21 protein-coding genes are annotated in these 18,573 nt (G+C 47.0%); 5 read left to right on the forward strand and 16 right to left on the reverse strand.

All coding sequences use genetic code 11. The annotated features are described in order from the left end of the window. The first annotated feature begins 2 nt into the window (after positions 1-2). Both M3P05_RS11485 and M3P05_RS11490 read left to right on the forward strand, forming a co-directional pair. Positions 3-1,091, forward strand: coding sequence for an amino acid ABC transporter permease (locus M3P05_RS11485; protein ID WP_249699785.1), 1,089 nt, complete (start codon positions 3-5; stop codon positions 1,089-1,091). 11 nt (positions 1,092-1,102) lie between these two features. Then, positions 1,103-1,882 carry an amino acid ABC transporter ATP-binding protein gene (locus tag M3P05_RS11490; protein WP_249699859.1) on the forward strand — a complete coding sequence of 260 codons (780 nt, stop codon included), beginning with the start codon at positions 1,103-1,105 and terminating at the stop codon, positions 1,880-1,882. Between the two features lie 187 nt (positions 1,883-2,069). On the opposite strand, the gene M3P05_RS11495 is transcribed toward M3P05_RS11490, so the two are convergent. After that, the gene (locus M3P05_RS11495) at positions 2,070-2,354 is read right to left on the reverse strand and encodes a hypothetical protein (protein WP_249699786.1); all 285 of its coding nucleotides are present in this window, start codon (positions 2,352-2,354) and stop codon (positions 2,070-2,072) included. A 9-nt stretch (positions 2,355-2,363) separates the two neighbouring features. Further along, positions 2,364-2,678, reverse strand: a complete 315-nt coding sequence (locus M3P05_RS11500) for a hypothetical protein (protein WP_249699787.1) — start codon at positions 2,676-2,678, stop codon at positions 2,364-2,366. 4 nt (positions 2,679-2,682) lie between these two features. Here M3P05_RS11500 and M3P05_RS11505 point away from each other — a divergent pair, with 4 nt between their 5' ends. Together M3P05_RS11505 and M3P05_RS11510 are read left to right on the forward strand one after the other, a co-directional pair. Next, complete coding sequence (locus M3P05_RS11505) at positions 2,683-3,000, forward strand: substrate-binding domain-containing protein (protein ID WP_283777772.1); 318 nt, start codon at positions 2,683-2,685, stop codon at positions 2,998-3,000. Continuing rightward, positions 2,997-4,136, forward strand: coding sequence for a glycerate kinase (locus tag M3P05_RS11510; protein WP_249699789.1), 1,140 nt, complete (start codon positions 2,997-2,999; stop codon positions 4,134-4,136). The genes M3P05_RS11505 and M3P05_RS11510 overlap by 4 nt, the downstream gene beginning before the upstream one ends. 21 nt (positions 4,137-4,157) lie before the next feature. On the opposite strand, the gene M3P05_RS11515 is transcribed toward M3P05_RS11510, so the two are convergent. The 4 genes from M3P05_RS11515 to sctX all read right to left on the reverse strand — a co-directional run bounded on the left by M3P05_RS11515 (position 4,158) and on the right by sctX (position 8,297). Further along, positions 4,158-5,297, reverse strand: a complete 1,140-nt coding sequence (locus M3P05_RS11515; protein ID WP_249699790.1) for a hypothetical protein — start codon at positions 5,295-5,297, stop codon at positions 4,158-4,160. A 100-nt stretch (positions 5,298-5,397) separates the two neighbouring features. Continuing rightward, complete coding sequence (sctV, locus tag M3P05_RS11520; RefSeq protein ID WP_249699791.1) at positions 5,398-7,497, reverse strand: type III secretion system export apparatus subunit SctV; 2,100 nt, start codon at positions 7,495-7,497, stop codon at positions 5,398-5,400. Between the two features lie 40 nt (positions 7,498-7,537). Beyond that, positions 7,538-7,909, reverse strand: coding sequence for a hypothetical protein (locus M3P05_RS11525; RefSeq protein WP_249699792.1), 372 nt, complete (start codon positions 7,907-7,909; stop codon positions 7,538-7,540). Positions 7,910-7,913: 4 nt separating this feature from the next. Continuing rightward, positions 7,914-8,297, reverse strand: coding sequence for a type III secretion apparatus assembly protein SctX (sctX, locus tag M3P05_RS11530; RefSeq protein WP_249699794.1), 384 nt, complete (start codon positions 8,295-8,297; stop codon positions 7,914-7,916). A 138-nt stretch (positions 8,298-8,435) separates the two neighbouring features. Here sctX and sctC point away from each other — a divergent pair, with 138 nt between their 5' ends. Continuing rightward, positions 8,436-10,415, forward strand: coding sequence for a type III secretion system outer membrane ring subunit SctC (gene sctC / locus M3P05_RS11535; RefSeq protein ID WP_249699795.1), 1,980 nt, complete (start codon positions 8,436-8,438; stop codon positions 10,413-10,415). Here the strand turns inward: sctC and M3P05_RS11540 are convergent. From M3P05_RS11540 to M3P05_RS11585, 10 genes are all read right to left on the reverse strand, one after another. After that, positions 10,408-11,169 carry an HrpE/YscL family type III secretion apparatus protein gene (locus M3P05_RS11540; RefSeq protein WP_249699796.1) on the reverse strand — a complete coding sequence of 254 codons (762 nt, stop codon included), beginning with the start codon at positions 11,167-11,169 and terminating at the stop codon, positions 10,408-10,410. The two genes, sctC and M3P05_RS11540, sit on opposite strands and share 8 nt — an antisense overlap. Next, on the reverse strand, positions 11,166-11,819 hold the full coding sequence (locus M3P05_RS11545; RefSeq protein WP_249699797.1) for a SctK family type III secretion system sorting platform protein: 654 nt from the start codon (positions 11,817-11,819) through the stop codon (positions 11,166-11,168). The genes M3P05_RS11540 and M3P05_RS11545 overlap by 4 nt, the downstream gene beginning before the upstream one ends. Next, entirely contained in the window at positions 11,819-12,640 is an 822-nt protein-coding gene (gene sctJ / locus M3P05_RS11550; RefSeq protein ID WP_249699798.1) for a type III secretion system inner membrane ring lipoprotein SctJ, read from the reverse strand. Before sctJ ends, M3P05_RS11545 begins: the two co-directional genes overlap by 1 nt. A gap of 47 nt (positions 12,641-12,687) precedes the next feature. Next, complete coding sequence (locus M3P05_RS11555; protein ID WP_249699799.1) at positions 12,688-13,116, reverse strand: EscI/YscI/HrpB family type III secretion system inner rod protein; 429 nt, start codon at positions 13,114-13,116, stop codon at positions 12,688-12,690. A 132-nt stretch (positions 13,117-13,248) separates the two neighbouring features. After that, a complete protein-coding gene (locus M3P05_RS11560) occupies positions 13,249-13,626 on the reverse strand; it encodes a type III secretion system chaperone family protein (protein ID WP_249699800.1) in 378 nt (125 codons plus the stop codon). An 11-nt stretch (positions 13,627-13,637) separates the two neighbouring features. Further along, the gene (locus tag M3P05_RS11565; protein WP_249699801.1) at positions 13,638-13,970 is read right to left on the reverse strand and encodes a TyeA family type III secretion system gatekeeper subunit; all 333 of its coding nucleotides are present in this window, start codon (positions 13,968-13,970) and stop codon (positions 13,638-13,640) included. After that, positions 13,963-14,829 carry an HrpJ domain-containing protein gene (locus tag M3P05_RS11570; protein WP_249699802.1) on the reverse strand — a complete coding sequence of 289 codons (867 nt, stop codon included), beginning with the start codon at positions 14,827-14,829 and terminating at the stop codon, positions 13,963-13,965. The genes M3P05_RS11565 and M3P05_RS11570 overlap by 8 nt, the downstream gene beginning before the upstream one ends. Before the next feature lie 21 nt (positions 14,830-14,850). Further along, entirely contained in the window at positions 14,851-16,317 is a 1,467-nt protein-coding gene (gene sctB / locus M3P05_RS11575; protein WP_249699803.1) for a type III secretion system translocon subunit SctB, read from the reverse strand. Between the two features lie 41 nt (positions 16,318-16,358). Then, positions 16,359-18,071, reverse strand: coding sequence for a type III secretion system translocon subunit SctE (gene sctE, locus M3P05_RS11580; protein ID WP_249699805.1), 1,713 nt, complete (start codon positions 18,069-18,071; stop codon positions 16,359-16,361). Positions 18,072-18,077: 6 nt separating this feature from the next. Further along, positions 18,078-18,572, reverse strand: a complete 495-nt coding sequence (locus M3P05_RS11585) for a SycD/LcrH family type III secretion system chaperone (protein ID WP_249699807.1) — start codon at positions 18,570-18,572, stop codon at positions 18,078-18,080. Between the last annotated feature and the right edge of the window lies 1 nt (position 18,573).

The following is an 18,573-nucleotide window of genomic DNA, read 5'->3' on the forward strand; positions in this document are numbered from 1 at the left end:
TTATGAGTTTTCAAGTGATTGAAGATCGTCATCCGCCAGTCACCAAAACTGGCGTGTTGGGATGGATTCGCAGCAATCTGCTGTTCCCGTGGTACAACTTTGTTCTGACCCTGGTTTCCAGCTGGATTATCTGGTCGATTGGTAAACCATTTATCCAGTGGGCGGTAATTGACGCCTATTTCGGAACAAAGTCTGAAGTCTGCTCAACAACCTCAGGAGCCTGCTGGGCCTTTATCCGGGATATGTGGCCAGTGTTTATGGTCGGGGTATATCCGGAAGACCTGCGATGGCGACCACTGATTGGCCTGGTTATTGTTCTGGCACTGGTGGCACTTACCTGCATCAAGCAGTTCCGCAGCACCCGTTGGCTCAGATTTTTATGGCTTCTCTCTCCGGTTGCAGTTTTTCTATCAATTGGGGGAAGTGAAACTCTTGGTATAGAAGTCGTTTCAACAGATTACTGGGGCGGCCTGATGCTGACTCTGGTGTTATCTGCTGTGGCGATGATCTTTGCCTTCCCACTCAGCGTCCTGCTGGCACTTGGGCGAACCTCCAACCTGCCGGTTATCCGCGCTACCTGTGTAGCCTGGATTGAGCTGATTCGTGGTGTACCTCTGATCACCATTCTGTTTATGGCCTCCGTTGTGTTGCCACTATTCCTGCCAGCAGGAACAGAGCTGGATAAGGTTCTGAGGGCCATGGTGGGTATAACCATGTTCTTCTCTGCCTACCTGGCTGAGAACATTCGAGGCGGCTTGCAGGGGCTGGAAGCTGGCCAGTATGAAGCTGCCGATGCCCTGGGTATGAGCTACTGGCAGAAAACTCTGCTGATTATCCTGCCCCAGGCACTCCGTATCGTGATTCCGCCGATGGTGAATAACTTTATCGGTATTCTGAAAGACACCTCTCTGGTGGGTATTGTCGGCCTGGTCGACCTGCTGCAGATTGCCTTCGCCACCACCTCCAGCCCCGAATGGTTCGGCCTGCTGGAAGAAGCCTATGTCTTTATCGCTTTCTGGTACTGGGTGCTGTGTTACAGTCTCTCCCGCTACAGCCAGCATCTTGAAAACAAAATGGATACGGGTCGTTAAACATCATGAGTATGCCTGAAGTAAAACCACTGGAAGAACGCCCCCTGGATAAACGTCCTGTAGTCATCGAGATGAAGGGGCTGAATAAATGGTACGACAAGTTTCATGTGCTGAAGGATATTGATATCCAAGTTCGGCAGGGCGAAAAGGTGGTGATCTGCGGACCTTCCGGCTCCGGCAAATCCACCATGATTCGCACCATTAACCGTCTGGAAGAACATCAGACCGGCCACCTGATTGTTGATGGCACGGAAATGACCGACGATGTGAAGAACATTGAACTGATACGACGCGAAGTCGGGATGGTATTCCAGCAGTTCAACCTGTTCCCGCATCTCAGTATTCTCGATAACGTCACCATCGCGCCTATCTGGGTTCGCAAGATGCCGCGTAAGCAGGCAGAAGAAATTGCCATGACCTATCTGGAACGTGTGGGTATCAGCGAACAGGCCCGCAAGTTTCCAGGGCAGCTCTCCGGCGGACAACAGCAGCGTGTAGCGATTGCCCGCGCCCTGACCATGCAACCCAAGATTATGTTGTTTGATGAGCCCACTTCAGCCCTTGATCCGGAGATGATCAAGGAAGTTCTGGATGTTATGCGGGAACTGGCCGACCAGGGTATGACCATGATGTGTGTTACTCACGAGATGGGCTTTGCCCGGGAAGTGGCTGACACCATGGTATTTATGGATCAAGGCCAGATTGTTGAGTATGCCGGCTGTAATGACTTCTTTAATAACCCCCGGGAAGAACGCTGCAAGGCCTTCCTGGATCAGATTTTGAATCACTAGGTTCTGTTGACGTAAAACCTGACCGAATATTCCCATGCCCCGGCATGGGAATATTTTGCCTATCCCAGTTACATCTATAGGCAATTGCAATACCTTCCTTCTCCCACAAAAATTATCCTTCGCACTCATCATGGCTTATACATATTTAGATGGATGCAAATGAATAAAAATAATCACTGCTGTCCGGTTAAACATATTCAAATTCCAGATGCCCCTGATTCTGAAGCATGGTGACTCTCTTTTTTTCTGGCGGATCACAGAATAACGCTACCAAAGAACGGCGGCTGGTCAGGTTAAGGTTAACTCTCCGTGCTATTTGTTGTAACGACAGTTTGCAAAGCGTTGCAATCTGAGCAAGGTGTAACAGAAGGTAGGCAATCATGGCCGTCAACACCTGGATTTTCACAGCATTTTCACTCCAGCCAAAGAACCTCTTGATCTTCAGATTCTGTTTTACCCATTTGAAGAACAACTCAATCTGTTAGCGAGATTTATAGAGAGCTGCAATCTCTGCTGCCGTCCGCTCAAGGTCATTGCTGATAAAAACCAGAATTTTGCCGTCTTCTTCGCGGCGCACTTTGACCCGTCTGAGATCCGTTGGGCAGTTCTTTTTGCCCTTGTCAGAGGGTTCAGGTCTATTGTGGTCGAGTCGATAGGCGCACCATGTCTCTTGCAGCTCCTCGTGGCAGGTGACTTCTGACCTTCTGGAGCAGAAAGAAAAAGTCTCCGAAAAAATACTGGCTGTGCGTTGGTTGTTGGCATCCGACAGTGAAGATGGGGCTATGAACCTGGCCAAATAATTGCTTTCATTAGCCCAGAGGCCTAAAGCTATTATATTCTCTGCTCTGATGACAGGTACAGCAGCAGCCTGTGAAGAGCTGGGTTATCGTGTAGGTGTAGATATTTCCATCGCGGGTTATGGTGATTATGAGCTGGGGCGCTATGGTAAACCTGCAATCACTACAATCCGCTATGAAACTCACCAGGTTGGTGAGCAAATGGCTATGATGATGCTGAACAAACTGGAAAAGAAAAAATTTCCCGGTGAAAAACTGGTATCAGACAACAATTGTCGCCCGCCAGTCCGATGGGCCTATTGCCTGCTGAGAAAGCCATGAAAATTGTAATCGCTCCAGATTCTTTTAAAGAATCACTGTCGGCCTCCGAAGTAGCTGATTGTATTCAGCAAGGATTTCAGGTTCATTTTCCAGATGCTGAATATCACCTGCTGCCCATTGCTGATGGTGGTGAAGGCACTCTTGACGCCCTGCTTAATGCCACCGGCGGAGAAAAGAGAACCTCTGAAGTTGAAGGGCCCCTTGGCGAGATGGTTAAAGCTAGCTGGGGGTTAATCGATAATGGGAAGAAAGCCGTTATTGAACTGGCTGAAGCTTCTGGCCTTGCCTTAGTTCCACCTGAGAAAAGAAACCCTGAACTGGCCAGTACCTTTGGCACCGGTGAACTTATTCGCGAAGCTCTGGATGCCGGAGTTGAAGAGATAATCCTGGGTCTTGGCGGCAGCGCAACCAACGATGCTGGGGGGGGTATTGCCCAGGCCTTAGGTGTTCGTTTGCTGGATTCATATGGGAATGAGCTGGAGCGAGGCGGAAAGGCTTTATCAACTCTTGCAGAAATCGATTTGAATAATCTTCACCCTAAAGCAAATCAAACAAGATTTACTATTGCCTGTGATGTAGATAACCCTCTCACTGGATCAACAGGAGCAAGTTATATTTTTGGTCATCAGAAAGGTGCTTCTGACTTGCAGATTGAAGAGCTGGATGAATGCCTTGGCTTATTTGCCGATATTGCTGCTCAGAAAATCAGCACCAATCACAGAACAACTCCAGGGTATGGTGCAGCTGGAGGCACCGCACTTGGACTGTCACTCTTTTCAAAGCCCGAGCTTCGCCCGGGTATTGATATCATTCTTGAGACAGTTGAAGCTGAACAAACAATAAAAGACGCAAGCTTGGTAATTACTGGTGAAGGACAAATGGACAATCAAACACTTCACGGTAAAGCGCCCTTTGGCGTCGCCAAACTTGGGAAGAAATATAGCGTTCCTGTTATTGGTATAGCGGGTTCTATTGGAAAAGACATTGATCAACTGTCCCGCTATTTCACTGCCATTTTTGGAACTGTTCGTTCCCCGCAAACACTAGCCGAAGCTCTGCAGGAAGCAGAGAAAAACCTGATCAATACCACGCAAAACATTGCTGCCAACCTGATAATTGGAAACACAATGCGATGAATGTCGTTTTAAGGTCTGTGCCTAATCTGAGAATAAACGTCGAAAAACCAACTGGCCTTTTTTGAATAACTCAACAAGCTCAGGCGTAGTATGTCCATCAATCACGTCAGGGTAATCCATAATCATAGGGGACAGGCCGTGATTTATTAATAAACTGTTAGCAATAATATACGCTGTCCGAAGATTCGCGTCGTTAAAGACATGAAGTTGATCGATATCTTTGGCAAGAGTCGCTATACACGAAAGCTTTTTGTCCTCTGTATCAGCAACAGCCATAGTTGCGTGATAAGCGGCTGTAGCCATTTCAAGCCTTATAACAGCCTGTTGTGGGTCACCTTTAACGTATCGAAAAAAAAGATGTTCTGTAGCCGCTTTTTCGACTGCAAGCCACCCAAAAAGCAATGAGCCTGATGTTTGTGTCTTTTCAACTAACTCCTTCTCACCTTCAGGGCTAACATTTTTTTTCATGTGCCCGACGAAATACATCAGTCCAGTCCTATACAAGGGTGAAGCTAAAAAGCCAGTGGCATCCATGGTGTTTCTTGTTGCAATTTCATGTACGTTATATATTACTTCATGATCGATTTTCGCTGGATTAATAGAAAGGGCATATTCCAAAGCAAAGGTTGCACCTTGGATATATCCACATTCATCATAGTCAAAGCAGTATGGTGAAAAATTACCTGTTTGTCGGGCCCCATCAATTATGAGACGCCAGGCATCATTTGCAGTAAATTTCTGTGGCAGGTTTGGATATTGCCGCAATGTTTGCGAGAGCGATGTAGCAGCTTCATGTTCAAGAACAATCCCCTCAAGAAACCACTCTGCATGCCGGGGCTCAAAAAACTCAAACTTCTTTTCTTCTAAAATCTTGCGTAACTCCCCCGGGATAGTTTTCACCCCATCAAGTGACTGTGACTTGATTACTTTACAAAACTTATCAGCCATACCTATTAAAATTTCTTGCCTGATACTTTTTCTAACAGCATCATTTTTATATTTTGAGTCATCTAGAGATTTTACTTTAAAGAAAACAAGATCATTTTCGATATCTTTTGCAAGAGCGTGTGCGATTGATTTCGCAACATGTGAGTCGCCATTTGGCATCTCATAAGAAGCTGCATTAGGTCCATGGGGGGGGGAATGGTTTACTCGTCGCATACTGTTACCCTGTAGCCATTTGAAATGTTATTCTATTAATCCAGCAGTGATTACATATTTGCCGAGAGATTGTGATAGTGCACCGTATTCTTACACCGTTTTAATTGAGTGCAATACGGCCCAGAGGCTGAACAGTAATCTCTTCTGTCAGCTCCTGATGCGAAAGAACGGCCAGCTCATAAACTTCTGCTTCCAAAAGCTTGCGCACATAGCGGCGGATGTCCATGGATGTAATCATCACTGGCTTATGATCCAAGTGACCAATCTTACCTACCGTTGTCTTAACCTTTTCAACAAACTTTGCCGTCACAGTGGGATCAAGTGCCAGATAAGCACCCGCTGACGTTTGACGAATGCCACCTCGAATCGTGTCTTCCAGATCCTGGTCCAGCAGGTACACGGGCAATATATTCTGCCCATTACTGTACTTGTAACTGATATAACGCTTTAAGCTGCTACGCACGTATTCTGTCAGCTGAACAACTTCTTTCTCCTTGTGCCCCCAGATAACCAGAGACTGAAGAATTGTTCTGAGGTTTCTGATGGAAATATCTTCGGACACCAGTCGCTGGAAAATTTCAGCAATCTTGTTCACAGGAATCAGGCGTTGTACTTCTTTAATCAGTTCGCCAAAAGAATCTTCCATCTTCTCAAGCAGGAAACGGGTTTCCTGAATGCCGATAAAATCTTCAGCATATTTTTTCAAAACGAAAGCCAGATGATTGGTCAAAACCTGTGAGTCGCTCATATAACTCACGCCCGCTTTCTCGAGCTGATCTTTGTTCGCCTCCTTGACCCAGAGAGTATCCAGGTTGGGAATAAACTGATCCCCGCCTTCATAGGAAATCTTGAGCATATCAAGATGCTCTGACTGCTCTCTGGCAAACACATATCCAGCCCGAAAATGGCCATGAGCCACCGGAACTTCATTCAACATTACGGAATAATGGTCATCTTCCAGAGAATCATTGAAGCGCAGATGGATTCCAGGGAATGGTACTCCCAGATCCATATACAGAGCTTTTCTTACCTTTAATAACTCTTCATTCAGCTCAGTTGTATCTAACCGCTCCTGAAGAGAGGTGGGCACATCAATAATTAATGGCAGTGTCTGAGTAAACTCTTCTTGCTGATCCAATCGCGAATTTTTGTCAGGTTTTCCTGAAGCCGCCGCCTGCATGGCTGGGATACCACCATCCCCACCACCATCAGCACCCTCTTTCTCGGCCTTTCGAAGCTGCCAAAAACCACCGCCCCCAATAATGGCTGCAAGACATAAAAAAGTCAGCGTCGGGAACCCGGGAACCAATGCGAATCCAAGAAGCAACCCACCACCAACCATCAAAGCTTTAGGTTTATTTGTAAGCTGTGTTCCAATTTCACTACCAAGATCAGTTGCTTCTTCAGTCGAAACCCGGGTAACAATCATACCGGCAGTTATTGAAATCAGCAGTGCAGGAATCTGAGAAATCAATCCATCACCGACTGTCAGGATCGAATAAAGCTGAAGTGCTTCTCCGGCTGGCAGCCCTTTATTGAATACACCAATACTCACACCGGCTGCGATATTTACAAAGATGATGATCAAGCCCGCAATCGCATCACCTTTTACGAACTTCATGGCACCATCCATGGACCCATAAAGCTGCGATTCTTTCTCAACAAGCCCCCGGCGGCGCTGCGCTTCTTCCATATCGATAGCACCGCCACGCATGTCCGCGTCGATACTCATCTGCTTACCGGGCATACCATCCAGAGAGAAACGAGCTGATACTTCCGCAACCCGCTCGGAACCTTTGGTTATTACCAAAAACTGCACAATGGTAATAATCAAGAAGATTACGATACCAACGGTCAAATTACCGCCGACCACAAAGTTACCGAAGGTGTAAACGATCTGACCGGCATCACCTTCCAGCAAAATCAATCGGGTTGTGGTTATCGATAGTGCCAGCCGGAAGAGAGTGGTTATCAAAAGAACTGATGGGAAAGTCGAAAATTCCAACGGGCCTTTGAGATAAATGGCTGTCATCAGCAGAATGGCTGACATTCCCATATTTGTGGCAATCAGCAAGTCCACCAACACCGTTGGCATTGGCAGAATAATCAGCACAATTATGGAAACCAGCAGAACGGCAAGCATAAGGTCATTACGCTTACCAATTCCCACCAGAATTGACTTCATGCTGAGTGCGCTCATTTACGTCGCAGCCTGATTAGGGGAGATACCGTCCTTCTGACTACTCTTCCGAGGTCGACTCTTCCGATTGATCTTTCGCCTTTTCAAGGCGAACCTTTGCCCGTCCCTGGATCCAGGATATTTCTTTGGTATCCGAATTCGGCGGAATGCACTGCATGTACCTATCGGCCATAGCGAGACACTCTTCAGGCTGGTCCGCCATCAGAAGCGCATAACTCAGCATGCGATAAACCTCCGGATCTTCCGGAGCGAGAACCCGAAGTCCCTTCAGCAACTTAAGGCAATCTGCAAACTGGCGTTGCTGCAGGCGGGTATAGGCCTGGGTGAGAACCCAGTCTTTCTGTGACTGCTGGAGCCCTTCCGGCCGGGCTTTAGCGTCTTCTTCTTGTGGAGTGGCAGTATCGTCGGTCATCTTATCAGGCGGGTATCAGGATATTGCGGGCCATCTGGGCCAGCATCTCCAGCTCAGAATCCTGTTTGAGCAGAGCAACCATTTCATTGAGGTCATTTTGGTCTGCTTCGCTCAGCTCTCCACCAAGAGTTTTGTCAGATAATTCAAGCAAACCATTGCGAAGATCACGATTGTCTTGGGGCGTATAGGACTGTAACCGCTCCCCGCGCACAAATTTCATTAGCTGGTTCGTAGAGTCATCCTTCGCCAGAGCCTTTTCTGTATGAACGGTAATTGTACTTCCAGCAGGCTTGATGGCAGATTTGGAAGGCAGGGCTTTATATTCATCACCAGTGGTGTGACTTACACCAACCAGACCACTGCTGATATCTCCGATAGCTGATGACATGTCCGGTCATCTCCAAAGTATGTCCTTCTTTATATTGAAGCCTGAAAAACCCATCCATGCAGAATTCCAAATGGTTGTATAAACTTTCCCTATTGACAGCAAATTATAATAAGGGGCGGCTCTCGCCCGGATGCAGGCATGGACGCACGCACAATGTTGAAGCTTTCTTGCGGGCTGTTACCCCAGAAAAACCGGGGTAAATGGATAAAACCGCTCACTATATGCCTTTCTCTGGCCATCAGCTCTGCAGCCTACTCTGGTGTAGATAACCTGACCGGCTGGCAACAGGAATATAATTTTTCATCTAGTCAGCAGAGTCAGAAACATATAGTTCAGCCCGGTGAAACCCTGTCAGAAATTGCTGATATGTACGATGTTCCGACAGCACTTCTGTCTCATCACAACGGTATCCCAGATCCTGAAGACCTGATGATTGGGCAGGTCATCCATCTTCCCGATAATCAGTACCCCACAGAATTACTTCAATCATTGCCCGCTCCTGCAGCTGGCGAAATACCCCAATCAAATATGATGGAGATGGCTCCCGCAGAGTCTCCAGTAACAATGCCAGCTCCTGTCATGCCTGAAATGAGTAACTTTCAGGCTATGGAGCCGGTAAAGGAAAAAGACTTTGGCAGCCGTCCTTATGCTTACTTTGGCAATAGTGAGCCTGTCTCGGATGTGATACGCAACTTTGCCAGCAACTACGCAATTCCGGTTATCATCAGTGAAGCTGTGGAGGGCGTGGTAAATGGCCGTATCGGCCCCCTATCTCCCGTTGAGTTCCTCGATAAAATTGCCCAGCTGAATAACCTGATCTGGTATTTCGATGGTAATACTCTTTATGTCTACAACAGCAATGAAATCGAGAAGCAGATTATTAACCTGCAATATCTAAGCGCTGAAGACTTTCGCAAGACGCTGATGGAAATTGGGATATGGGACAGCCGTTTCTATTGGCGTTCACGCCCTGCTGAAGGAATCATCTACCTCTCCGGTCCACCACGGTATATGGAGCTCGTGACTCAAACCGCAAGCCTTCTGGATGCCAAGGCAGGATTACGCCAGAAGAGCCAACTAACGGTTAAGGTCTTCCCATTGCGGTATGCCTGGGCTGACGACCGCACTTTCAACTTCCGCAATCAGAACGTTACTGTTCCCGGAGTAGCAACAGTTCTTCGCCAAATCGTTCAGGGTGGTGGAATCAGTGCCCCAGCACAGGCTCAAGGCCGCTCCTTGCAAGGACTTGATGGTGCAGCTCCTGCCGGCTCTCAAGCCCAGCCACCGGCTCCCGCACAAGCTCAGGCCCACTCCGAGAGCGTATTTATAAATGCTGACAGACGCCTAAATGCGGTCATAATCCATGACCTTGAATCCAAAATGTCGATGTATGAGAGCCTGATTAATACTCTGGATAAGCCGCTGGCTCAGGTTGAAATCAACGTTTCAATTATTGATATCAACACCAATAATCTTGACCAGCTTGGTGTGAACTGGAAACTGGGGAAATCAGATAAGGACTATATCCGCTTTAACCCCTTTAGTGGGCAGTCTGCCAACGATATATCCAATTCCTTCAGCACAATTATCAATATCACCTCTGGCAAGTTGATGTCCCAGGTTAACCTGCTTTCTGAGTCTGGAAATGCCAAGATCCTTGCCAGACCATCTGTGTTAACTCTGGATAATATGGAAGCAGTTTTAGATAACAGTCAAACGTTTTACGTCAAAGTTGCGGGTCAGGATGCCGCTGAGCTTTTCCCTGTGACTTATGGCTCCGTATTGAAAGTAACCCCACGTATCGTGGATGAAGTCACCGGTAGGAAACTGCACCTCAGTGTAAATATTCAGGATGGAGCCCAAGCTTCAAATGCTCAGGGGGCTGATGATATTCCTGTTGTTAAGAACAGCTCTATCAGTACTCAAGCAGTGATTGATGAAAATGAGAGTTTGCTTGTAGGTGGGTATTACTATGAAGAAACTACAAAAAGTATTGATAAAATACCGGTTTTGGGAGATATGCCTATCGTAGGAGCAGCATTTCGAAACAAGAAGGACGACAGAAAGAAAAATGTTCGCTTGTTCCTGATCACACCTCGCATCGTCAGCCTTATGTGAACCAGGATTCTCCACCCTGTTGAGAATCCTGCTGTGGCTTCTTCTCAGCAACCTCAGGCTCAACAGAGCTTTCTTCAACAGGGTGAGGATTATCTGCCCATTCAGCACCTTCCTCTTTCCTGACAGCATCCATTGAGTTTGCAGTCAACTTGGCGAAGTTCTTTTTCAGTGCTTCCATTTGGATATCAATGCTGGCATCCACAACACCAATTTTACTTTCCAGAATACAGCTTCCAGCCTTCAAGCGAGGATCGGAAACCGGATTAAGAATGCCAACGCCTTTGTAGCCAGAAAGAATATCTGCCACCTGCTCTTTCACATAACTATAATGGGACGGGGGAACACGTACAGTCACCTGGCGTTCGTTGCGAACGTGCTGTAGGCCACTTTTAATAAGACCAACTGTTAATGCCCGGTCGTCATACCCTTCAATAATTTTGTTAACTGCAGTCATCAGGATATCTGCCAATGAAGCCTCTACATCCGCGAGATAACTGATAGAGCGATCAACCATTTTCAACATCTGTTCAGACTGCTCTAACCGGCTCTGCATCAGGCCATCCTGATATCCTCGCTCTTTCTCCTGCTGATAAGCCTTTTTTGCTTCTTCTTCAATCTGACGAGCCTGCTCTCTGGCCTGATCAACCAGCTTTGTTGACTTCTCAATCACGGTGTAATCGGCAGCATTGATAACTTTCTGGCCTGGAGCCAGACTGAAATCCTGCTTCTTGATCATTATGATATTCAGGTTCATCGGATAAACTCTTTCATCAGTTTACGCAGCATCAAGCCTCCCAGCCGTTGAACATCATCTGAATAGCTGGCGGCACCGCCTGCGTAGAAATAGTCTTTGCTGGGCATGGGAAACTTAAATAACAGTCTTTTTTTGAAGCCATCAGGTTCCCTGGTATAAACAGCTCCAAGAAGCCTGACCCCGGTCCTGAAAATGTGCTTCTTCAGCTCATCAGGGTTATTCCAGTCAATCGAAAAATCTGTTTTGAAGGAATCAGGGAGATTACCGGCAATAAATGGACCTTTTTTTACTGCGTAGTTATAACCATCTTTACCAATACAAGCCTCAATTGCTGCTCGCTCCTGACGCTTAAGAATCCCTTTCAGCAACGGTCCATTGAGAGCAAGTCCGGCATGATAAACAATGGGTGTAAGGTATTTTCGACTGGAAAGAGCTAACTGTTTCTCCTGACGGGTAAAGTCCAAATCAGGCTTTTCCGTCAGATCATAGGCCCTCAAGATATGCTTGGAAACCCAGCTTGAAGCCTCTGGAACTTCCCCCAAAGCTTGTATCACATGACTGTTTGGCAGGGACTCCAGCCATGAGTTATCGATATAACCGGCAGGCGAAAAATTGAAGTCAATAATTGGAACCAGCTGATTGACATCCATTATCCAGCCTCAACATTATCAACCTCAACGGTATCGACATCCATATCATCATCCATACCACCAGCCATCGACTTTCTGCTTTGCCACCAGAGCCAGAACAGCACAGCGCTTCCTGCTAATGAAAACAGGAATAGCACAAGCAGCGCTCCAAACATCAAAAGAAGCCGCGACGATGATTCAGGTGTGACATCAATTGAAAGAACCGTCTCAAGCTCTTGGGGCAACATAACACTGTCCCCACTGGCCTGGCTGGATGGAAATAACGAAACAGTTATTTTATCCAATGAAAGACCTTCAATACTGTTGGCAACAAGAGTTTTCACTTTGGGAATAAACCCGGCCAGTTCCAGCTCGGGAGTATATTTGATAAACACCGAAGCAGATGACGGAAATGTATCTTCATGACCTGCCCCCTGATCCTGAGGAAGCACAACATGGACCCTGGCCGTCAGCACTCCATCAATCATCGACAAAGTTGCTGACAGCTCCTGGGACATTGAGTAGGTATAACGGGCCTTTTCTTCAACAGGTGAAGAGATCAGGCTGTCTTTAGGGAAGATATCGCTGACGGAAGAGAAACGATCTTTAGGGTAACCATTGCTTCTAAGAAGTCGTATGGCACGAGATACATCATCTGTGGCAATTGTCAGTGTGACATTGCCATCCTTGTCCATGGTCTTTTCTGCAGGGATGGAATTATCGAGAAGGATGGCAAGCATATCATTGCCTTCCTTCTCAGTGAGTCCCGTATAGAGTTGAACCTTACAGCCCGACAGCAGCAACAGGCCCAGGAAGCAAAAAACGAGTCTGAATTTTTTCAAAGTGCTGTCCCTGGCGTTTTGGGAAGTGATTCCCTTTATAAGTTTCGTTACTGCTGTTTCATCATTGTTTCGACTGTCTGCGTTCCTTTGCCGACCACCTTACCGATCAAATCCTGAGTCATCATTAGATTGGTCATGGCTTTCTGAGTTTTGAACATATCCTGCATGGACATGATCTCATCAGTATTCAGCATTTTGTCGACCTTTTTATTGCTTGTGTCGATGTTGTCCTTCATGCCCTGAAAAGCATTAAGTATCTTATCGCCAAGATTGTTGGGAGCTTCCTTGAGCTGGACTTCACCACCTTTGAGGTTGGTTTCACTCTCATTCTTAAAGCCCTGCTCAAGAAGAGCGTTGAAATTATCCGCATCCTTATCATCCGGACGTTCAACGAGCTCATCGAGCTGCTGATGATCCTGTTTGGTTAACGCTTTCTCGGTAGCAGTACCGATATTGCTGACACCTGGACTGGGCATGACCGCCACTCCCTGTTGGCTATGCACAACACCTAAATTGGCTTAATAAAATTCTAGTCAACACGTAGGAAAGGGAAAAAGAGAATAGAGTGGAACATTATGAAATAAAAAAGAATTTTCCAGTCCTTATTGTTATGAGGGAGCTAAAACATCATGCAATTTCATCAAATACCGCAAAATGGATTCCACTTCTTGCCCATTTAACTTTTCAGCTGTCACAAAAACAAGAAACAACAAGTGATTGGTTTTCATTAAAGCACATTGCGTGTCGTATTTCTGACTTTGATCCGAATGGCACAGAATCAGCGCTTTTTCCGCGGATTGCTCGATGCCAAAATCTGGTAACTCTCTTACCAGATAGAAAAGAGCTCCTCCTTCACCCAACTCAATGTAGAAGGTGCCAAGCCTTTCAAAAGAGAACTGCAAAATACCACTCTCTGGGAAAGCTATATCATCCGCTCCCAGAGTTCGTACAAAATCCTTGACTGCAGACTCAACCAGTTCCTGCATTTTCCCTAACCTTAAATATCAAAATCCATTTCAAAATCATCATCGTCTTCGTCGTTTTCGAACCCTTCTTCCTCTTCTTCCTGTTCGATCAAATCATCCAAAGCTTCCTGAGCCGATTCCAGGATATTCTCCCGATGCTCATCATCCTTAAAATACTGATCAGGAATCTTGCGATACATCTCCAGAACCTGGTTAGTAACAAATATTCTTACTTCAAGATTGTCACCAGGAACTCCCATTTTCCCGGAAATCCCTTCAATGTCGGTCGCAGAAATCCAGCGCTGATTAAGTAAACGCAGAATTTCCTCAACTAAAACCCCCTGCTTTATAGGTGCCTCAGCCATTGGCAGCCCCCAACATTCGAATGGTTACATTCTCATTATCCCTGCTGGCTTCAATGGTCGTTTGCAAGCCAAACGTAACTTCCAGACGCTTTCGTACATGGGTAAGGTGCTCAGGGGCAACCGATGAAGTCATTGCGTGCATCTCTGTTGCTAAAGCTTCCATCAGCCATTTCACCCCTTTATCAATATCTTCGTAGCCAAATTTATCCTTGGCATAGTTGTAGGCTTCAAGGGGGCCCACAAAATCCGGCACCTCTAATGCTGTACGCCAGGTATCACGCAACTCCTGAACTGAGCCAAAACCGGTTTCATCAACAAAATCAGCAGCTACAGCAGAGACATTAATTCCAGCCTGAATATCTTTCTTGTTATCTTCATAGAAACGACTGTTGTAGTCCTTCAGTCGATTGGCTTGTTCATCTTCCCCTTGAGCTTGCAGATGCTCAATTAAAGCTTCTATGCCAAGATACTGGTGGGTAGCGTCTCCAGAGTACTCCTGAGAAAATTCACGAATCTGATCATCGGTCAGTGTTTGATTGCTGGATTTGGCCTGCTGGAGTTGCTGCAGGAACTTGTCCATTTTTTCCATTCCCGGCAGGTCAGGAACAGTTTCTTTGAGCCTTTGCAGCTCTTTCTGAAGGTCTTTTTCTTTCTTTTGATCTTTGCTTTCAAATTTTCGGAGGGAAGACAGGGAAATAGAAGCTTCTTCAAGGAAGGCAGCACTGGCTGGCCCTTGGGAGATCAAAACATTACCAAATTGACTGTGCTGTCCATTTACACTGTCAGCAGAACCTCCCTGACCGGCAGGAAGGTTGGCATTGACTGAAGCCGGACCGGCAACACCACCAGCACCCTGCATGACGACCTCTCCGAAAAGCTATCAGATGTTTCTGGTAATATTCTGCTGCGTTTGTAAGAACTGATTCCAGGTTTGAGCAAACGTATCCCGGGCTTTTGATGATAACTCCTGAGCAACCTGCATCTGATCCTGTTCAGTCTGCTTAACAAACCGAGCCTGTTCTTCTTCTGCCCTCAACTCTGTACCTGCTGCTTCATGCAGTGCTGCTTTGTACTGGAGCGTGGAAGATGCAGCTTCACCTAAGCCCTCAAACATCTGTCCCATAGCCTGGTACTGTCTTGAAATCATATCTCCTGGGCGGCTGGCCGAACCCGCTTGAGCAGCTGCTTGGTCAGCTTTTAAACCTTTCATAGAACCAGCCATGGTCATAGAAGCAGAGGCAACTTTGATTGATCCAGAAACAGTGCCCGCAACTAACTTGGCAGCCGCTGCGCTTTTCTGTTCCTGAGCCTGAGCTTTGATTTTCTCAACCACGGCCTTATTGGCCATATTTCGTCCCTGACGACTCTGCTTACGCTGCTCAACACCCATCTCATGAAACAACGCCATCAACATGAAAAACTGGCTGTAGGTTGAAGTTTCATCCTTTCCTACGGGAAACTGTGATCCATTGACAGTGGCAGTCATTGATCCATCAGATTTGAACTTGAGTTTCATCTCATTGCCGTCAATATTCATTGACATGGTTTTCTTGGAAAAATCAGTACTGTAGGAGTGGTTACCAGCCTTACCAGAAAAGCCTTTAGCATTCTCCATAACTGTGACATCCCCAACCTCTACCCCTGGTGCCATGTTATGTTGGGGCTTGCCAGCACTTTGCAACTGCTGCATAAGGCCACTCTTACCAGCATCCCCAGTCGAATCACCTCTGGCAGCATGCATATTTTTGAGGACGTCGCGCATTTTTGATCCGTCCATATCACCACCTTTCAGCATATTCCTAAGCTGGCTCATGGATTCCTGCATACGCTCACCAGCTTCAGGGTTTTTGGCAGCGTCACGCCCCAACTGTCTTAACTGTTGAGACAAATCTTTCGCCTGCTCCTGATCGGTGTTTTTCAAACGCACATCACTGGCTAAAACGTTGATCCTCCTGAGCCGTGACTTTCCGTTTTTGGTTCCGATTACAACACCACCATCATCGCCCCCACCCTCTTCGGCAGCTTCTTCCAGGGCATCAGCCAGATCACTGAGGTCTCCAGCCAATGTTTCTGATTGAGACTGAGCAACGACCTGATCCAGCCCTCCCAGAGCGGCCTGATATGAGGCAACTGTCGGATCCTGGTTAGGTGGGTTCAAGACTGGCTTGGGAATACCTTGAGTTTGCCCCCCTCTAACAGGATGACCGCCATGGTGACGCCCCACATTGAGATTGTTTCCCGAGAGGTGACCGGCCTTTGCTCCTTTAGCAGCTTTAGCCTGATGAGCATTCTCCGTTGACCTTGGCTGCTCTAATGGAACGGGGTTTTGTCCCTGATTAATTTTCATAGTCTTCTACTCCCTGAAAACTCAAACCTGAATGCCGGCTGTTAAATATTCCGGGCAATAGTAAATTTATTTTGCTGCGCCTGAGACAACATATCGGATGCAATCTGTTGTCCTTCCTGAATCTCCTGCAGAGCCCTGCCAATAGCTTCCATCCAATCTTCCATTTGGAGCTGGAGCTTTGTCAGCTCTGCAAGATCATCGGTTGCAGATGCCTGATACATCTCACCTTCATAACGTGATGCAGAAGAACTGATCTGGGCACTTCCTTCAACTGCCTGTGAAGCTCCTTGAGTAAACCGACCAATATGAGCAGCCCGACGAAAATACATTTCTTTTTTGGAGATCTCCGCCAGTTGCTTGGTGGTCTCTTTTGTAGCTTCCTTGGTCGCCTCAGCAGTCGATTTGGCAGCTTCTTTAGCTGACTCCTGAGCTGATTTCACAGCAACCTTTGTGGCCTGCTCAACGGCATCATCTGCGACATCAGTTGCCGTCTTGGCCGCCTGTTTAGCTGTTTCCTGAACAACTGCAGCAGACTGCTGAGCTGTTTGAGCTGCGGTGTTTGCACTTTGCTGTGCACCTTGGGCTGCCGCATTTGCACCTTGCTGAGCAGCCTGAGTCGCAGCATTAGTGGTCTGCTGTACCGTTGTTGTTGCAGCATCAGTCACAACCTTACTCTTACCTGCAACAAAGCCAGATCCAAGGGATAGGGCTGCGGCAAGTATGGCCCAGGCAAGGCCCATAACCAGCTGAGCTTTGTCATCTTTGATTAAACCCCCAAGATTGGTCATCCAGTCACCAGTGTTTTGCGATATGGTCATTGCCACCATAATTGTTGCTGCCATGATCAGCATTATACCGGCTTTTGCACCAACACCTGTTGCAATGGTCACAGCGGCAACCACAACCATTATGGCTGTGGCAATAGCTCCGAATATCTTGCCGATGGTTCCTGCTTTTTTGGATTCTTTGAGTTTTTCCAGAGCTTCTGTCAGCTTTTCAATTCGCTGCTGACTTACTTGGCTGCGCTTCAGCCGACTGGTTCTAATAGCCTGCTCATCGAACTTTATTCTTGTGTCTTGAAGTTTGGTCTGGACTTCAGATAGCATCCTTGCCACATCTTCAATATTTCCTGATAAAACTGCATCGGCAAGTTTGGCACTGGAAGCTTTGAGTTGCTCCATCACTTCAGGCGGGGCACTCTCAATGGCAAGCACCTTGTCGAAAACATGCAGGGCTTCCTGCTCCATTGCAGCAAGCTTTTGAGCTTCATCTGTTACACCCGCTGCTGGTTGCTCAAAAGAGACTTGTTGTTGTCCACCCTGATAACCAGACTGATCACCGCCTCCCTGCCGACTTCCACCTTTTTGCCTGGTAGAACTAAACAGACCGGTTGCGGAAACATCGCTATCAGCACCATCCTGTTCTTCTGAGGAGGCCAGTTCTGACAGGATATCTTCAAAAGTAAAAACAAGTTCTGTTGTATCAATACCTTGAGCAATCTGTGCCTGCAAAGCTGGGTTTGTTACCTTTGCTGGGTCAACAGTCGGCTTGGGGAGTCTTACAGACCGTTCTCTTCCCGCAGCATCCCCTTTGAACTTGGCGTTTCGCTGATGTGACACTGAGTTTTTATTAGAAAAACCTCGGCCTACATGTTCTGCAGTCTGAGTCTGTCCCGCTTTTCCGGAAGAGTTGGAAGGCGTTAAGTTTTGAACCGCGCCCCCGTGATCAACTCTGATTCCACCAGTGCCACTCATAAGCTCTTATCCTTCTTCGTCAATGACAGCCATGGCACTAACAGCCATGTTTTCTGCCCGAAGTTTTTCGTCTCTATACTCTTCCTGCTCTCCTGCCCATTCAGCGGCAGTTTCATAGGCCACCTTTGCGGCACCAGCTTTCCCCAGCGCCATATGACAATCACCTATGTAGAGCATTGCCCTGGGATCATCGGTATCTAATGCACTGGCAAAGCTGAACAATTCGATGGCAGTCTCATAGTCCTGTTCCATCATCTGACAGGCCCCAAGACCCAGGAAGTATTTCTTGTTGTAGTGGTCATAAAAGCAGAGAAACTGGAATACTTTCTTTGACTCATCGTAGCGCCCTCCCTGATACAGGTTGAATGCCACGCTATAGATTGCTTCCATTGATTCGTCACTCAGATTCTTCAATTCCTTGAATGTCCCCCCGCGACTGAAGTAATCAGCCAGCAGGTCATCGACTTTTTCCTGAGACCAATCCATATCTTGAGTATCCACT

The organism is Parendozoicomonas callyspongiae (assembly GCF_023502345.1).
GTDB lineage: Bacteria > Pseudomonadota > Gammaproteobacteria > Pseudomonadales > Endozoicomonadaceae > Sansalvadorimonas > Sansalvadorimonas callyspongiae.

Excerpts from the sequence above, each read along its gene's own strand:
- M3P05_RS11515 (WP_249699790.1), bottom strand. The coding sequence starts at position 5,297 with ATGCGACGAGTAAACCATTCCCCCCCCCATGGACCTAATGCAGCTTCT.
- sctX (WP_249699794.1), bottom strand. The coding sequence starts at position 8,297 with ATGTCATCAGCTATCGGAGATATCAGCAGTGGTCTGGTTGGTGTAAGT.
- sctV (WP_249699791.1), bottom strand. The coding sequence starts at position 7,497 with ATGAGCGCACTCAGCATGAAGTCAATTCTGGTGGGAATTGGTAAGCGT.
- M3P05_RS11560 (WP_249699800.1), bottom strand. The coding sequence starts at position 13,626 with ATGCAGGAACTGGTTGAGTCTGCAGTCAAGGATTTTGTACGAACTCTG.
- M3P05_RS11525 (WP_249699792.1), bottom strand. The coding sequence starts at position 7,909 with ATGACCGACGATACTGCCACTCCACAAGAAGAAGACGCTAAAGCCCGG.
- sctC (WP_249699795.1), top strand. The coding sequence starts at position 8,436 with ATGGACGCACGCACAATGTTGAAGCTTTCTTGCGGGCTGTTACCCCAG.
- M3P05_RS11545 (WP_249699797.1), bottom strand. The coding sequence starts at position 11,819 with ATGGATGTCAATCAGCTGGTTCCAATTATTGACTTCAATTTTTCGCCT.
- sctB (WP_249699803.1), bottom strand. The coding sequence starts at position 16,317 with ATGAAAATTAATCAGGGACAAAACCCCGTTCCATTAGAGCAGCCAAGG.
- M3P05_RS11540 (WP_249699796.1), bottom strand. The coding sequence starts at position 11,169 with ATGAACCTGAATATCATAATGATCAAGAAGCAGGATTTCAGTCTGGCT.
- M3P05_RS11485 (WP_249699785.1), top strand. The coding sequence starts at position 3 with ATGAGTTTTCAAGTGATTGAAGATCGTCATCCGCCAGTCACCAAAACT.
- sctE (WP_249699805.1), bottom strand. The coding sequence starts at position 18,071 with ATGAGTGGCACTGGTGGAATCAGAGTTGATCACGGGGGCGCGGTTCAA.
- M3P05_RS11570 (WP_249699802.1), bottom strand. The coding sequence starts at position 14,829 with ATGCAGGGTGCTGGTGGTGTTGCCGGTCCGGCTTCAGTCAATGCCAAC.
- M3P05_RS11490 (WP_249699859.1), top strand. The coding sequence starts at position 1,103 with ATGCCTGAAGTAAAACCACTGGAAGAACGCCCCCTGGATAAACGTCCT.
- M3P05_RS11555 (WP_249699799.1), bottom strand. The coding sequence starts at position 13,116 with ATGCCCAGTCCAGGTGTCAGCAATATCGGTACTGCTACCGAGAAAGCG.
- M3P05_RS11510 (WP_249699789.1), top strand. The coding sequence starts at position 2,997 with ATGAAAATTGTAATCGCTCCAGATTCTTTTAAAGAATCACTGTCGGCC.
- M3P05_RS11565 (WP_249699801.1), bottom strand. The coding sequence starts at position 13,970 with ATGGCTGAGGCACCTATAAAGCAGGGGGTTTTAGTTGAGGAAATTCTG.